Origin of the sequence: Amycolatopsis sp. NBRC 101858, from assembly GCF_030269325.1 — a bacterium.
In the GTDB taxonomy this organism is placed as follows: Bacteria; Actinomycetota; Actinomycetes; order Mycobacteriales; family Pseudonocardiaceae; genus Amycolatopsis; species Amycolatopsis ponsaeliensis.
Window position 1 is genome coordinate 187,645 of record NZ_BSTD01000006.1, and the last position, 14,346, is coordinate 201,990.

The following is a 14,346-nucleotide window of genomic DNA, read 5'->3' on the forward strand; positions in this document are numbered from 1 at the left end:
CATGACGACAGGGGAAAAGACCGGCGTCGAGATCGTCGACGCCGAACTGGCGGAGCGCGCTGCGCCCCTGGTGCAGCGGCTGGTCGCGGACCAGGCCGCTTCGAAGCTGGCGGCCCAGGACGCCACGCTCTGGGGACCGGACGCCGAGCCCGAGGCGTCGATCCGGCTGTCCTGGACGACGCTGCACAAGTCGTCCCGGCCGCTGATCGGCGAGATCGAGGCGCTGCGGACCGAACTGCGCTCCGAGGGCGTCGACCGCGTGGTGCTGGCCGGCATGGGCGGCTCGTCGCTGGCGCCGGAGGTGATCACCGGCACCGACGGCGTCGCGCTGACGGTGCTCGACACCACCGACCCCGGCCAGGTCGCGGACGCGCTGGCCGGCGACCTCGAGCGCACGGTGATCGTGGTGTCGTCGAAGTCGGGCGGCACCGTCGAGACCGACAGCCACCGGCGGATCTTCGCGAAGGCCTTCGCCGACGCGGGGATCGACGCGGCGCGGCGGATCGTGGTCGTCACCGACCCGGGCTCGCCGTTCCAGGAACTGTCCGAAAAGGAGGGTTACCGCAAGACCTTCCTCGCCGACCCGCACGTCGGCGGCCGCTACTCGGCGCTGACCGCGTTCGGGCTCGTCCCGGCCGGCCTCGCCGGCGCGGACGTCGCCCGCCTGCTCGACCAGGCCGCTTCGGCGGCCGAGGAGCTCGCGGCCGACGACGCGGCCAACCCGGCGGTCAAGCTGGCCGCCGCGTGGGCCGCCGCGCACGAGGCGGGCGCGGAGAAGGTCGTGCTGGCCGACTCCGGTTCCGGCATCAAGGGCTTCCCGGACTGGGCCGAGCAGCTGATCGCGGAGTCCACCGGCAAGCAGGGCACCGGATTGCTGCCGGTGGCGGTCGAAAGCACCGCGGCGCCCGGGTTCGACGACGCGAAGTCCGACGCCACCGCGGTCGCCATCGGCAGCCCGCAGGGCGCGGCGAAGATCGCCGTCACCGGCTCGCTCGGCGCGCAGCTCCTGCTCTGGGAGTTCGCGACGGCGCTGGCCGGCCGGCTGCTCGGGATCAACCCGTTCGACCAGCCCGACGTGGAAGCGGCCAAGAAGGCGGCGCGCGCGCTGCTGGACGACCCGGAGAAGCTCAAGGGCGGCGAGACGGCGTCCAATGTGGACGGACCGGTCGAGATCTTCGGGTCCGCCGGCGTGGCCACCGAAGGCAGCCTGACCGACGTGCTCCGCGCGTTCTTCGCGTCGGCGCCGGAAGCCGGCTACATCGCGGTGCAGGCCTACCTGGACCGCCTCGACGACGCGTCGACCGAGCTGCTGCGCGGCGAGATCGCCAAGCGCACCGGCCTGCAGACGACGTTCGGCTGGGGCCCGCGGTTCCTGCACTCCACCGGGCAGTACCACAAGGGCGGGCACCAGAACGGCGTGTTCCTGCAGCTGTCCGGCGCCGTCGAGCACGACCTCGACGTGCCGGACCGGCCCTACACCCTGGGGCAGCTGCAGCACGCCCAGGCACTGGGCGACGGGCAGGTGCTCGCCGAGCACGGCCGCCCGGTGCTGCGCCTGCACCTGACCGACCGCGCCGCGGGTCTCGCGGCCGTCGTCCGCGCGGTACAGGAGGTGAGCGCATGACCTGGAGCAACCCGCTGCGCGATCCGCGGGACAAGCGGCTCCCGCGCATCGCCGGGCCGTCGAGCCTGGTGATCTTCGGGGTCACCGGCGACCTGGCCCGCAAGAAGCTGATGCCCGCCATCTACGACCTGGCCAACCGCGGGCTGCTGCCCGCCGGCTTCTCGCTCGTCGGGTTCGCCCGGCGCGACTGGGAGCACCAGGACTTCGGCGAGCTCGTGCACGACTCGGTCAAGGAGCACGCCCGGACGCCGTTCAAGGAGTCGGTGTGGAACCGGCTCGCCGAAGGCATCCGGTTCGTGCAGGGCACCTTCGACGACGACGACGCCTTCGACCGGCTCGCGCAGACGGTCAAGGACCTCGACAAGGAACGCGGCACCGGCGGCAACACCGCGTTCTACCTGTCGATCCCGCCCGGCGCGTTCCCGGTGGTGACCAAGCAGCTGGCCCGCTCCGGGCTGGCGAACGCCGACGAGAAGACGTGGCGGCGCGTGGTCATCGAGAAGCCGTTCGGCCACGACCTCAAGAGCGCCGAAGAGCTGAACGCGATCGTCAACGACGTCTTCCCCGAGGAGTCGGTGTTCCGCATCGACCACTACCTCGGCAAGGAGACGGTGCAGAACATCCTGGCGCTGCGCTTCGCGAACCAGCTGTTCGAGCCGATCTGGAACGCCAACTACGTCGACCACGTGCAGATCACCATGGCCGAGGACATCGGCCTCGGCGGCCGCGCGGGGTACTACGACGGCATCGGCGCCGCTCGCGACGTCATCCAGAACCACCTGCTGCAGCTGCTCGCCTTCACCGCGATGGAGGAGCCGCTGTCGTTCGACCCGCGGGCCCTGCGCGCGGAGAAGATCAAGGTCCTCTCGGGCACCGGCGCGATCGGGCCGCTGAGCAAGACCACCGCGCGCGGCCAGTACGCGGGCGGCTGGCAGGGCGGCACGAAGGTGCCCGGCCTGCTGCAGGAAGAGGGCTTCGCGAAGGACTCGAAGACCGAGACCTACGCCGCGGTGACCCTGGAGGTGCAGAGCCGCCGCTGGGCCGGGGTGCCGTTCTACCTGCGCACCGGCAAGCGGCTGGGCCGCCGCGTCACCGAGATCGCCGTCGTGTTCAAGCGGGCGCCGCACCTGCCGTTCGACTCGACCTCGACCGAGGAGCTGGGACAGAACGCCCTGGTCATCCGGGTCCAGCCGGACGAGGGCATCACACTGCGGTTCGGCTCGAAGGTGCCGGGGACCACGATGGAGGTCCGCGACGTCACGATGGACTTCGGGTACGGGCACGCGTTCACCGAGTCCTCCCCCGAGGCCTACGAGCGGCTGATCCTCGACGTCCTGCTCGGCGAGCCGTCGCTGTTCCCGGTCAACGAAGAGGTCGAGCTCTCCTGGAAGATCCTCGACCCGATCCTGGAGCACTGGGCCAAGGAAGGCTCGCCGGAGCAGTACCCGCCGGGCACCTGGGGCCCGCCGTCCGCCGACGAAATGCTGGAGCGCACCGGCCGGAAATGGAGGCGCCCGTGATCATCGACCTGCCGTCCACCACGACCTCGGCACTGAACAAGAAGCTGGTGGAGATCCGCGAACAGGGCGGGCAAGTCGCGCTCGGGCGGGTCCTGACGCTGGTGATCGTGGCCGACGACGACGCCAACCTCGAAGACGCCATCGAAGCGGCCAACGGCGCGAGCCGCGAGCACCCGTCGCGGGTGATCGTGGTGGCCAAGGGCGCGCGCACCGCGGCGCCGCGGATCGACGGCCAGATCCGGGTCGGCGGCGACGCCGGCGCGAGCGAGGTCATCGTGCTGCGGCTCTACGGCCCGCTGGCCGCGCAGGGCCAGAGCGCGGTGGTGCCGCTGCTGCTGCCGGACGCGCCGATCGTCTGCTGGTGGCCCGGGGCCGGCCCGAAGGACCCGGACAAGGACCCGCTCGGCGAGCTGGCCCAGCGCCGGATCACCGACTCGGCCGCGGAGAAGAACCCGGTCCGGGCCCTGACCACGCGCGCGAAGGCGTACGTGGCGGGCGACACCGACCTGGCCTGGACGCGCCTGACGCACTGGCGCGCCCAGCTCGTGTCGGCGCTGGACCTGCCGCCGTACGAGAAGGTCACCGCCGCGACGGTCACCGGCGAGGCCGACTCGCCGTCCACCGAGCTGCTGGCCGCCTGGCTGGCCGAGTACCTGAAGGTGCCGGTCAAGCGGGTCAAGAGCTCCGGTGCCGCGGGCATCATTTCGGTCAACCTGGAGCGCCGCTCGGGCGCGGTGGAGCTGCACCGGCCGGACGGGCGGGTCGGCACGCTGACCCAGCCGGGCCAGCCGACCCGGCGGATCGCCCTCCAGCGGCGCACCACCCAGGACTGCCTGATCGAAGAGCTGCGCCGGCTCGACCCGGACGAGGTCTACGAGGCTTCGCTGCACGGCCTCGGCAAGATCACGTCGGGCACGAACGGCAAGACGGCGACGCCGGCCAAGGCCGACGTCACGTCCCCGGCAGCCGCGGCGGTCGCTTCCGGTTCGAAGAAATGAGCAAGACGGAAGTAGTCGTCTACGCGAACCAGGACCTCCTGGCGGCCGCGGCGGCCGCCCGGCTGGTCACGCGGCTGGTGGACGTCCAGGCGGCCAAGGGGTCGGCGTCGCTGGTGCTGACCGGCGGCGGCACGGGCATCGCGGTGCTGTCGGAGCTGCGGGCCTCCTCGGCCCGCGACGCGATCGACTGGTCGCGCTTGGACATCTACTGGGGCGACGAGCGGTTCGTCCCGGCGGATTCGGACGAGCGGAACGAGAAGCAGGCCCGCGAGGCGCTGCTGGATCACGTCCCGCTGGACCCGAAACGCATCCACGCGATGGCGCCGTCGGACGGCGAGTTCGGCGACGACGTGGACGCGGCGGCGGCTTCGTACGCGTCGGTGCTGGCGTCGCAGGCGGGCCCGGAGGACCACGGCGACGTGCCGTCGTTCGACATCATGCTGCTGGGCCTGGGCGGCGAGGGCCACACGGCCTCGGTGTTCCCGGAGTCCCCGGCGGTGTACGAGACCGAGCGCTCGGTGGTGGCGGTCCGCAACTGCCCCAAGCCACCGCCGACGCGGGTTTCGCTGACGCTGCCGGCGATCCGCCGGGCTCGCGACGTGTGGTTGATGACGGCCGGGTCGGCGAAGGCCGACGCGGTGGCTTTGGCGTTGGCCGGGGCCGGCGAGGTGCAGTTGCCGGTGGCCGGCGCTCGCGGACACCGGCGGACGTTGTGGCTGCTGGATCGTGCTGCTGCCGGGAAGCTGACGAAGGTTTATCAGCCGCCCACGGCTTGAGTCGATTGCTGAAGGCCCCCTCGGTTCGCGCCGAGGGGGCCTTTTCTTTTTGGTCGGTGGAACTGTCGGGGGTTGCCGGTCGCCGCCTGTCTCGCCGCCGGGTCCTACTTCACCCGCCAGCCGCGGCCCAGGTTGCCGAAGATCTCCTCCGCTGCCTTCCGCGGGCTCTCCGCGCCCACGATCAGCTCCCGCGACGCCAGCGCGAACCGGGCCAGCGCCGCGCACGACACGTCGCCCTCCGCCGCGCCCATCTCCTCCGTGATCGCGCGGGCCAGCGCCGTCTCGTGGCGCATCCACATGCGGCGGGCGTAGTCGCGTAGCACCGGGGTGCTCTCGATCAGCCGGATGAACTCGTCACTCGGGCCGCCGTCCGCGCTGTCTCGCAGCATGTGCTCGCGCAGCGCGTCCACGATCGTGTCGCCCGGTGGCCGGCCGCGGACCGCCAGGACCAGCGCCGCCTCGATGTCGTCGTCCTGGTCGAACAGCAGCGCCTCCTTGCTCGGGAAGTACTTGAACAACGTCGTCACCGAGACGTCCGCGGCGTCCGCGACGTCCTTCACCCCGACCTCGTCGTACCCGCGCTCCAGGAACAGCGCCAGCGCGGCATCGGCCAGCGCCTGCCGGGTCTGCGCCTTCTTGCGCTCGCGGCGCCCGATCAGTTCGGTCATGCCCTCAGCCTACGTGATGGTGGACTCACTTCAAAAGTTGAGTCGTTGCACTTTTTGAGTCACTGTGCTTTTCTGGATCCAGGCCGCCGGACCAGCCGGGGGCACCGAACTTCCAGGGGGAAGTCATGAACTCCATCGCCATCGTCGGCGCCGGCCTGGGCGGACTCGCCTGCGCCCGCGTCCTGCAGCTCCACGGCCTCGACGTCACCGTCTTCGAGCAAGAAGTCTCGGCCGGCGCCCGCACCCAGGGCGGCACCCTCGACCTGCACGGCGACACCGGCCAGGTCGCCCTCCGCACCGCCGGCCTGCACGACGAGTTCCGTGCGCTCGCCCGTCCCGAAGGCCAGCAGATGCGCGCCCTCGACCCGCACAGCGCCGAAGTCGTCATGGACGAGATCCCCGCGGAAGGCGACGACTTCCGCCCCGAAATCGACCGCGGCCAGCTCCGCGGCCTCCTTCTCGGCTCCCTGAAGCCCGGCACCGTCCAGTGGGGCACCTCGATCACCGAGGTCACCACGTCCGGCCGGCTGACCTTCGCCGACGGGACCGCCCGCGACTTCGACCTGGTCGTCGGCGCGGACGGCGCGTGGTCCCGCGTCCGCCGCGCCCTCACCGGCGTCCGGCCCGAGTACAGCGGCGTCACGTTCGTCGAACTCGGCCTCGACGACGCCGACCGCCGTCACCCGGACCTGGCCGCGCTGACCGGTCAGGGGACGATGATGACGAAGATCGACGGGAAGGCGCTCGTCGCGCAGCGCAACAGCAACGGCCACATCCGCTGCTACGCCATCTTCTACGCACCCGAAGACTGGGCCGCCGGCCTCGACTTCGCCGACACCGCGGCGGTGCGCGCGCACCTGCTGGAGCGCTTCGCCGGCTGGCACCCGAGCCTGCTCGCGTTCCTGCACGAGCTCGACGGCGGGTTCACGAACCGGCCGTTGCACGTCCTCCCGGTGCCGCACGCCTGGACCCACACGCCCCGGCTCACGCTGCTGGGCGACGCGGCGCACCTGATGCCGCCGCTGGGCGTCGGCGCGAACCTGGCCCTGCTGGACGGCACCGAGCTCGCGACCGCGCTGGCCACCGCGCCGAGCGTCGGCGAGGCCGTCCGGACGTACGAGGCCGGGATGCTGCCGCGGTCGATCGAGACGGCGAAGGCCTGCGCGACCGGCCTGCACGACCTGCTCAGCGACGATCTCAGGTCCATGGCAGCCTGATGACCTACCGCCGGACGTCCACACGTGGGTAACATGATTCCCACGATGTGGTCGTCTCGGTGCACAGCGGGGAGTAGCACTCCCACTCTCGGTAGCACCCCTCCGCGGCTATCCTCCGGACGGACCAGTCGACTACGGAATTCGGACGCCGGAACTCCGACAACGGGTGAAACTTACCGTCTTTCTACGCGACCTCGTTAGCATCCGCACATTTGTCCGTTGCTGCGCGTCCCGATCGGGCCCTGAGCACCTCTCACCAACAAGTCCACAAGACGAATGGGGTCGCCAGCGATGAGTACAGAGGGACTCTCGATTCCAGGCATCTCGATCGCCGGCTCGGGGCCATCGGCCGCCGAGCGGGTGCGCAAGCGCGGGCTGAGCCTGTTCGGCTCGGTGCCCCGGCCCGCTGTGGTCACGTTCGCCATCGAGGCGGCCGCGGTCATCCTGGCCGTGCTCGACGTCTGGCTGGTGATCCCCGAGAAGGCCCAGCCCTACTCGATCTGGCTGTCCGGCGCCGCGTGTCTTGCGGTGGTGTTCCGCCGGAAGTTCCCGTTCCTCGCCGTGCTCGTCGCGGTCCCCGGCTTCCTGGCCGGCTGGGCGCAGCTCGCGTCGATGATCACGCTCGGCATGCTCGCCACCCGCCGCCAGCTGCACTGGCAGGTGTGGGTCGGCGCGGCGCTGGTGTGGTGCTGCCGGTTCGTGCAGTGGCCGCTGGAGGACTTCGCCGAGCTCAGCTGGCGCGAGCACATCCTCGACGGCATCTACGGCGTGCTCGTCGCGGGCATGCCGATCGCGATCGGCCTGCTCATCGGAGCGCGGGCCGAGGTCGCGAACAAGCTCGCCGAGCTGGCCACGAGCCGCGACCGCGAGCGCCGCTTCCACGCCGACGCCGTCCGCGCCGAGGAGCGCGCCCGGCTGGCGCGCGAGATGCACGACGTCGTCTCGCACCAGATCACGCTGATCGCGATGCAGGCCGGCGCGCTGCAGGCCCAGACCTCCGACGACCACGCGCAGGAGACCGCCCAGGTCATCCGCACGCTGTCGAAGCGGACCCTCGAAGAGCTGCGGTCGCTGCTGAGCGTGCTGCGCGCGGGCGCCGACGACGACGGCCCGCGCCCCGGGATCAACGACCTCGACCGGCTGATCCGGACGTCGGAGGTCCCGGTGCACCTGTCGGTGGAGCACCTGCCGGAGGCCCTGCCGAACCAGGTGTCGGCGGCGGCGTACCGGACGGTGCAGGAGTGCCTGACGAACGTCCACAAGCACGCCCCGGGCGCAACGGCGACGATCCGCATCCAGGGCGAGCACGGCGCGCTCAAGATCGAGGTCCGCAACGAGCGCGCGAACCGGCCGTCGGAGATGTTGCCCTCGGGCGGCCATGGGCTGACGGGCCTGGCCGAGCGGGCTCGTTTGCTGGGCGGAAGTTTCGAGACGTCCGGAATGGAGGACGGCGGTTTCCGGGTGCGGGCCCGGTACCCGCTGGATCGCTGAGGGCGGCCGTCCGGCCCCCGGTATCCATTTTACCGGCGGGGGCTGACGATTTCGGATTCGCAGGAGCCGCGAGCGGCGGATTCCGGGCTGTGACGGCCGGAATCCGCCGCTCGCGGCTTTCTCGTCCGGGGACTGTCGGTGGTCTCCCGTAGCGTGGAAAACGGGGGCTGCTCAGGCGCGGGAAGGTGCGCGCCCGCTGGAAATGCTTGCGCGCACGGTCGGATCGCGCACCTGGAGGGTCGGCTCACGTGCCCGGAGGGTCGGACCGCGTGCCCCGAGAGTCGGCTCACGGACTCGGAGGGGTCGGCTCGCGTACTTCGAAGTCGGCCCGCGTACCCAGAGGGCCAGCTCGCGTACCCCGACGGCCGACTCGCGTACCCAGAGGGTCGGCTCGCGTACCCGGAGCGTCGGCTCGCGTACCTGGAGGGTCGGCTCGCGTACCCCGACGGCCGACTCGCGTACCCAGAGGGTCGGCTCGCGTGCCCGGAGGGTCGGCTCGCGTGCCCGGAGGGTCGGCTCGCGTGCCTGGAGGGTCGGCACGTGTGATTGAGGGGTCGGCTCGCGTGATTGGGGGGTCGACACGGCAGCCGGGGTGCGGGAGGTGGCTGGGTGGGCGCGCGAAAAACCACCCCGAGGTGTCCCGGGGTGGCTTTCGGCCGGCAACGCTTAGATGATCTCCCGGCGCTGGCGCAGGCGCTCGAGGGCTTCGGCCAGGATGGCCTCGCCGTCGGCGTCGCTGCGTCGCTCCTTCACGTACGCCAGGTGCGTCTTGTACGGCTCGGTCCGTGGTGCGGCTGGTGGGTTCTTTTCGTCCTGCCCGCCCGGGAGCCCGCAGCGGGGGCAGTCCCACTCGTCGGGGATCTCCGCGTCGAGCGCGAACGACGGGCGGGCTTCGTGCCCGTTGGCGCACCAGTAGCCGACCCGGCGCCGTGGCGCCGATTCACCTCGTTCCGATTCGCCCGTAGGACCGGCACCCACCCGGGTGCCTCGAATCGCGTTACCGCCAACCATGAATCCTCACACCTAGGAATCGGCGGCGCGCCCCCCAATAGGCACGCCGAATCGCTGCGCCCTGCCGTCGTGACCCGGTCGCGATCGACGGTGGGGCGCCGGACGCCTCACACCTTGAGCAGCAGACCCAGGCCCACGATGCTGATCAGCCAAACCGCGCCCAGCAGCAGGGTGATGCGGTCGAGGTTCTTCTCGGCCACGCTCGACCCGGCCAGGCTCGACTGCATCCCGCCGCCGAACAGCGACGACAGGCCACCGCCCCGGCCCCGGTGCAGCAGCACCGCGACCACCAGGAAGACGCTGGTGACGATCAACAGGATTTGCAGGAACAGCTTCATGTCATCCTCTGGGCTCTAGGAGAATGCAGGGGTACGGCATGGTCGTTTCCGACCACCACCGTACCCCTGGACTCGTCCACTGCTGTGTGACGGACCGGATACACAGGTTACCCGGTCGTGGCCTCGATCAGGGCAGCGGCCCGCCCGCGGCGAGTGCGCAGAGTTTCGTGAACTCTTCACCGTCGAGGCTCGCTCCGCCGACCAGGGCACCGTCGATGTTCTCGCAGCTCACCAGTTCGCCGATGTTGCCCGACTTCACCGATCCCCCGTAGAGCACCCGGACGGACGAAGCGATCTCGTCGCCGTACTTCTCCTGGAGGGTGGCGCGGATGGCCTTGCAGACCTCTTCGGCGTCGGCCGAGGAGGCGACCTTGCCGGTGCCGATCGCCCAGACCGGCTCGTACGCGACGACCACGTCCTTGATCTGCTCGGCCTTGAGGCCCTTCAGGCCGTCGACCAGCTGCGTCGTGGTGTGGTGGATGTGCTCGCCGGCCTCGCGGACCTCGAGCTTCTCCCCGATGCAGAGGATCGGCGTGATGCCGTGTTTGAGCGCGGCCTTGACCTTCTTGTTGACCAGCTCGTCGGTCTCGGCGTGGTACTCGCGCCGCTCCGAGTGCCCGACGGTGACGAACTTGCAGCCCAGCTTCGCCAGCATCAGGCCCGAGATGTCACCGGTGTAGGCGCCGGAGTCCTGCGGCGCGATGTCCTGGGCGCCGTAGGTGAGCGACAGCTTGTCGCCGTCGACCAGGGTCTGCACGCTGCGGATGTCGGTGAACGGCGGCAGCACCGCCACGTCGACCTTCGCGTAGTACTTCTCCGGCAGCGCGAACGCGATCTTCTGGACGAGCGCGATCGCCTCGAGGTGGTTCTGGTTCATCTTCCAGTTGCCGGCGATGAACGGCTTGCGTGCCACTAGTTCTTCTCCTCCAGGGCCGTGACGCCCGGCAGTTCCTTGCCCTCGAGGTACTCCAGCGAGGCACCGCCGCCGGTGGAGATGTGCGAGAAGCCGTCTTCGGGCAGGCCCAGCTGGCGGACGGCCGCGGCCGAGTCGCCGCCGCCGACCACGGTGAACGCGTCGCTCTTGACCAGGGCTTCCGCGACGGCACGGGTGCCGCCGGAGAACGCCTCGAACTCGAACACGCCCATCGGGCCGTTCCAGAACACGGTCTTGGCGTCGGCCAGCTTGCTCGCGAACAGTTCGCGCGAGCGCGGGCCGATGTCGAGACCCTGGCGGTCGGCCGGGATGGCGGTGGCGTCGACGACCTCGTTCTCGGCGTCGGCCGCGAACTCGGTGGCGGCCAGCACGTCGACCGGCAGGACCAGTTCGACGCCGCGCTTCTCGGCCTCGGCGAGGAAGCCCTTCACCTGGTCGAGCTGGTCGGCCTGCAGCAGCGACTGCCCGACCTCGTGGCCCTGGGCCTTGAGGAACGTGTACGCCATGCCGCCGCCGACGAGCAGCCGGTCGACCTTGGTCAGCAGGTTTGCGATGACGCCGAGCTTGTCGGACACCTTCGCGCCGCCGAGCACGACCACGTAGGGCCGCTGGACGTCGTCGGTCAGCTTCTTCAGCACGTCCAGCTCGGCCAGCACCAGGCCACCGGCGTACGCCGGGAGCACCGAAGCGACCTCGTAGACCGAGGCCTGCTTGCGGTGGACGACGCCGAAGCCGTCGGAGACGAACGCGCCGCCCGGGACGAGCGCGCCCAGCTCGGCGGCCAGCTCGGAGCGGTCCACGGCGTCCTTGCTGGTCTCGCGCGCGTCGAAGCGCACGTTCTCCAGCAGGACGACACCGCCGTCGGCCAGGCCGCCGGTCAGCGCCTTCGCGGACTCGCCGACCAGGTCACCGGCGAGGGTGACCTCGGCGCCGAGCAGCTCCGAGAGCCGCTTCGCGACGGGCGCGAGGGTGTACTTCGGGTCCGGCTCGCCCTTGGGGCGGCCGAGGTGCGCGGTGACGACGACCTTCGCGCCCGCGTCGGCGAGCTTCTTGATCGTCGGCAGCGCGGCGCGGACCCGGCCGTCGTCGGTGATGCGCTCCCCGTCGAGCGGGACGTTCAGGTCGCTGCGCACCAGCACGTAGCGGCCCTGAACGCCCTCGCCCAGCAGGTCGTCGAGGTTCTTGACGGTCATCCGGCTCAGAGCTTCGAACCGACGAGCTTGATCAGGTCCGCGAGGCGGTTGGAGTAGCCCCACTCGTTGTCGTACCAGCCGACGACCTTGACCTGGTTGCCGATGACCTTGGTCAGCGGCGAGTCGTAGATGCAGGACGCCGGGTCGGTGACGATGTCCGAGGACACGATCGGGTCGACCGAGTAGCGCAGGATGCCGGCGAGCGGGCCGTCGGCGGCGGCCTTGTAGGCGGCGTTGATCTCCTCGACGGTGGCGGCCTTCTTCAGGGTCACCGTGAGGTCGGTGGCCGAGCCTGTCGGCACCGGGACGCGCAGCGCGTAGCCGTCCAGCTTGCCCAGCAGCTCCGGCAGCACCAGGCCGATCGCCTTGGCGGCGCCGGTCGAAGCCGGGACGACGTTCAGGGCGGCGGCGCGGGCGCGGCGGAGGTCCTTGTGCGGGCCGTCCTGCAGGTTCTGGTCCTGCGTGTACGCGTGGATCGTGGTCATCAGGCCCTGCTCGATGCCGAAGGCGTCGTTGAGGACCTTGGCCAGCGGGCCGAGGCAGTTGGTGGTGCACGAGGCGTTGGAGATGATGACCTGCGAGCCGTCGTACTTCTCGTCGTTGACGCCGAGGACGACGGTCAGGTCCTCGCCCTTGGCGGGCGCGGAGATGATGACCTTCTTGGCACCGCCGGCGATGTGCGCCTTGGCGGCGTCGGCGTTGGTGAAGAAGCCGGTCGACTCGACCACGACGTCCACGCCCAGGTCGCCCCAGGGCAGGTTGGCCGGGTCGCGCTCGGCGAGGGCCTTGATGGTCTTGCCGTCGACGACGATGCCCTCGTCGCTGACGCTGACCTCACCCGGGAACCGGCCCAGGATGGAGTCGTACTTCAGCAGGTGGGCCATGGTCGCGACGTCGCCGAGGTCGTTGAAGGCGACGACCTCGATGTCGTGGCCGCTCGCCTTGACGGCGCGGAAGAAGTTGCGGCCGATCCGGCCGAAGCCGTTGACACCTACGCGAACGGTCACTGCTGCCACTCCTCTGAGGATCGGCCGGGGCGTCCGGCCGTGACTTGCGGGCTCGCGGCAACCCTAGCGTGCGGGCATGCGCGTCCCTGACTGCCCTGACGAGACTTCCACCACTTGGCGAACGGGTCAAGAATCGATTAAGAAGCCGGGGCCGAAACCGGGGTCCCGTTCACCTGATCGACATGTGGACCACGGTGGTCCGGCGAGGCCCGCGATCCCCCTGTTTCCGCTGGGAGATCAGGATGCGCCCGAGGTCCGGCCGACGGCGCCGGCCCGCCACTGGAACGGTTCAGTGGATCTTCCGGAATCGCGGCTCTCGCGGTGCTTTTCGCGGAGCCCGCGGGCGGGACGTGAGGTCGATGACTCGACCGATCCAGCGACCCGCTCACGCCGTCAGCTCCCGCTCCAGCGGCGTCCGGAACCTCGGCACCGCCCGGACCTCGCCATACCACCCGGCGCAGCGGTCCGCCGCCGCCTCGACCAGGCCCGTTGCCTCGCTCCCCACGTCCTCCAGCAGCCGGAACGCGATCTCCCCCGACGCGCGCTGGGCCCAGCCGCCGACCACGCGGCCGTCCAGCCAGATCGTCGGGCCGACGTTGCCGCTGCGGTCGAACAGCGCCGGGCGGTGCGCGCCCAGGTACCAGTCGCGCTCCTGCCAGCCCATCGGGGTCGGGTCCAGCGCCGGCAGGAACGCCACCCACGGCGGTGGCGACGGCACCGGCTCGAGGTCGTCCGCCAGCACCAGCCCCGGCACGCCGTCGAGGTCGACCTCCGCCGGCTTCACCACGGCCAGGACCTTCTTCGTCTGCCCGGCCGTCCAGCCCGTCCACCAGCGCAGGTCGGATGCCGGTGCCGGGCCGTACGCCCGCAGCCAGCGCCGGGCCAGTTCCGCCCGCGCTTCCTCCGCGTCCCACGCCGGCAACCCGGGCACCCAGGAGTCCAGGGGGTGCCAGACGTACTGGCTGCTGATCCAGCTCCCCCGCGGCCGCCCCCGCGCGATCCGGCCGCCGGCCGCGAGCAGGAACAGCACCCGGCTGGTGACGTTCCCGATCGCCTCGTACGGCTTGCCCGCCGCCATCAGAAGCTGCTGCCGCAGCCGGGGTTCGTCCTCGCTCAGCTGCTGCGCGGTCGCCGAACCGCGGGCCCGCAGCGCCGCCTCGACCGACGCTTCGACGTCACGCAGCCACTTCCCCGGCTCCGGCACGTTCTCCGGGTGCCCCTGCTGCCCCAGGTGCTGCTCCAGGAGCTTCCGCTGTTTGACCTCGATGTCCGCGGAGCACCCGGCCTGCACGAGCGCCGCGGTGTCCAGCCCGGTGACGAACACCGTGCGGCGCATGCCGAGCAGCCGCAGCAGACTGCGGTCTTCGTACAACGCCCGTTCCACCGCGGCGATCCCCGGCGCGGCGAGCCGCGCGCACGCCGAAAGGTGGACGGTCGCCGGGTCGGTGGCGTGCAGGGCCACGACCCCGGCCACGGCGGCTTCCACCGTGGCCGCGGGCGCGGCCAGGTGGTGCCGGACGGCGAGGCGGGCCCGGCGCTGCTGGGTGCTGATCTTCGGAGGCACCCGCT

General features: G+C 71.1%; 13 protein-coding genes. 6 read left to right on the forward strand and 7 right to left on the reverse strand.

Annotated elements, in window-relative coordinates; all coding sequences use genetic code 11:
* Position 1: 1 nt before the first annotated feature.
* Genes QSK39_RS40005 through pgl form a run of 4 tightly spaced genes read left to right on the forward strand, consistent with a single transcriptional unit; the run spans position 2 to position 4,918 of the window.
* The gene (locus QSK39_RS40005) at positions 2 to 1,624 is read left to right on the forward strand and encodes a phosphoglucose isomerase-related protein (RefSeq protein ID WP_285483038.1); all 1,623 of its coding nucleotides are present in this window, start codon (positions 2 to 4) and stop codon (positions 1,622 to 1,624) included.
* Positions 1,621 to 3,144: a glucose-6-phosphate dehydrogenase gene (gene zwf / locus QSK39_RS40010; protein WP_285483039.1), complete on the forward strand. Its 1,524-nt coding sequence runs from the start codon at positions 1,621 to 1,623 to the stop codon at positions 3,142 to 3,144. The genes QSK39_RS40005 and zwf overlap by 4 nt, the downstream gene beginning before the upstream one ends.
* Entirely contained in the window at positions 3,141 to 4,142 is a 1,002-nt protein-coding gene (gene opcA, locus QSK39_RS40015) for a glucose-6-phosphate dehydrogenase assembly protein OpcA (RefSeq protein WP_285483040.1), read from the forward strand. Before zwf ends, opcA begins: the two co-directional genes overlap by 4 nt.
* A complete protein-coding gene (gene pgl / locus QSK39_RS40020) occupies positions 4,139 to 4,918 on the forward strand; it encodes a 6-phosphogluconolactonase (RefSeq protein WP_285483041.1) in 780 nt (259 codons plus the stop codon). Before opcA ends, pgl begins: the two co-directional genes overlap by 4 nt.
* Before the next feature lie 104 nt (positions 4,919 to 5,022).
* Here pgl and QSK39_RS40025 read toward each other — a convergent pair whose 3' ends face one another.
* Positions 5,023 to 5,586: a TetR/AcrR family transcriptional regulator gene (locus tag QSK39_RS40025; RefSeq protein ID WP_285483042.1), complete on the reverse strand. Its 564-nt coding sequence runs from the start codon at positions 5,584 to 5,586 to the stop codon at positions 5,023 to 5,025.
* Between the two features lie 125 nt (positions 5,587 to 5,711).
* Here QSK39_RS40025 and QSK39_RS40030 point away from each other — a divergent pair, with 125 nt between their 5' ends.
* A complete protein-coding gene (locus QSK39_RS40030) occupies positions 5,712 to 6,803 on the forward strand; it encodes an FAD-dependent oxidoreductase (protein WP_285483043.1) in 1,092 nt (363 codons plus the stop codon).
* Positions 6,804 to 7,094: 291 nt separating this feature from the next.
* Positions 7,095 to 8,294 carry a sensor histidine kinase gene (locus tag QSK39_RS40035; RefSeq protein ID WP_285483044.1) on the forward strand — a complete coding sequence of 400 codons (1,200 nt, stop codon included), beginning with the start codon at positions 7,095 to 7,097 and terminating at the stop codon, positions 8,292 to 8,294.
* Between the two features lie 666 nt (positions 8,295 to 8,960).
* Here QSK39_RS40035 and QSK39_RS40040 read toward each other — a convergent pair.
* From QSK39_RS40040 to QSK39_RS40065, 6 genes are all read right to left on the reverse strand, one after another.
* On the reverse strand, positions 8,961 to 9,305 hold the full coding sequence (locus QSK39_RS40040) for an RNA polymerase-binding protein RbpA (protein WP_086671261.1): 345 nt from the start codon (positions 9,303 to 9,305) through the stop codon (positions 8,961 to 8,963).
* A 107-nt stretch (positions 9,306 to 9,412) separates the two neighbouring features.
* Positions 9,413 to 9,643, reverse strand: coding sequence for a preprotein translocase subunit SecG (secG, locus tag QSK39_RS40045; protein ID WP_086845181.1), 231 nt, complete (start codon positions 9,641 to 9,643; stop codon positions 9,413 to 9,415).
* 127 nt (positions 9,644 to 9,770) lie between these two features.
* On the reverse strand, positions 9,771 to 10,556 hold the full coding sequence (tpiA, locus tag QSK39_RS40050) for a triose-phosphate isomerase (protein ID WP_285483045.1): 786 nt from the start codon (positions 10,554 to 10,556) through the stop codon (positions 9,771 to 9,773).
* On the reverse strand, positions 10,556 to 11,770 hold the full coding sequence (locus tag QSK39_RS40055) for a phosphoglycerate kinase (protein ID WP_285483046.1): 1,215 nt from the start codon (positions 11,768 to 11,770) through the stop codon (positions 10,556 to 10,558). Before QSK39_RS40055 ends, tpiA begins: the two co-directional genes overlap by 1 nt.
* A gap of 5 nt (positions 11,771 to 11,775) precedes the next feature.
* The gene (gene gap, locus QSK39_RS40060; protein WP_285483047.1) at positions 11,776 to 12,777 is read right to left on the reverse strand and encodes a type I glyceraldehyde-3-phosphate dehydrogenase; all 1,002 of its coding nucleotides are present in this window, start codon (positions 12,775 to 12,777) and stop codon (positions 11,776 to 11,778) included.
* A 385-nt stretch (positions 12,778 to 13,162) separates the two neighbouring features.
* On the reverse strand, positions 13,163 to 14,341 hold the full coding sequence (locus QSK39_RS40065) for a winged helix DNA-binding domain-containing protein (protein ID WP_285483048.1): 1,179 nt from the start codon (positions 14,339 to 14,341) through the stop codon (positions 13,163 to 13,165).
* Positions 14,342 to 14,346 lie beyond the last annotated feature (5 nt).

Coding starts and splice junctions, on each gene's coding strand:
- QSK39_RS40005 (WP_285483038.1), top strand. CDS start 2: ATGACGACAGGGGAAAAGACCGGCGTCGAGATCGTCGACGCCGAACTG.
- zwf (WP_285483039.1), top strand. CDS start 1,621: ATGACCTGGAGCAACCCGCTGCGCGATCCGCGGGACAAGCGGCTCCCG.
- pgl (WP_285483041.1), top strand. CDS start 4,139: ATGAGCAAGACGGAAGTAGTCGTCTACGCGAACCAGGACCTCCTGGCG.
- QSK39_RS40025 (WP_285483042.1), bottom strand. CDS start 5,586: ATGACCGAACTGATCGGGCGCCGCGAGCGCAAGAAGGCGCAGACCCGG.
- QSK39_RS40030 (WP_285483043.1), top strand. CDS start 5,712: ATGAACTCCATCGCCATCGTCGGCGCCGGCCTGGGCGGACTCGCCTGC.
- QSK39_RS40035 (WP_285483044.1), top strand. CDS start 7,095: ATGAGTACAGAGGGACTCTCGATTCCAGGCATCTCGATCGCCGGCTCG.
- QSK39_RS40040 (WP_086671261.1), bottom strand. CDS start 9,305: ATGGTTGGCGGTAACGCGATTCGAGGCACCCGGGTGGGTGCCGGTCCT.
- secG (WP_086845181.1), bottom strand. CDS start 9,643: ATGAAGCTGTTCCTGCAAATCCTGTTGATCGTCACCAGCGTCTTCCTG.
- QSK39_RS40055 (WP_285483046.1), bottom strand. CDS start 11,770: ATGACCGTCAAGAACCTCGACGACCTGCTGGGCGAGGGCGTTCAGGGC.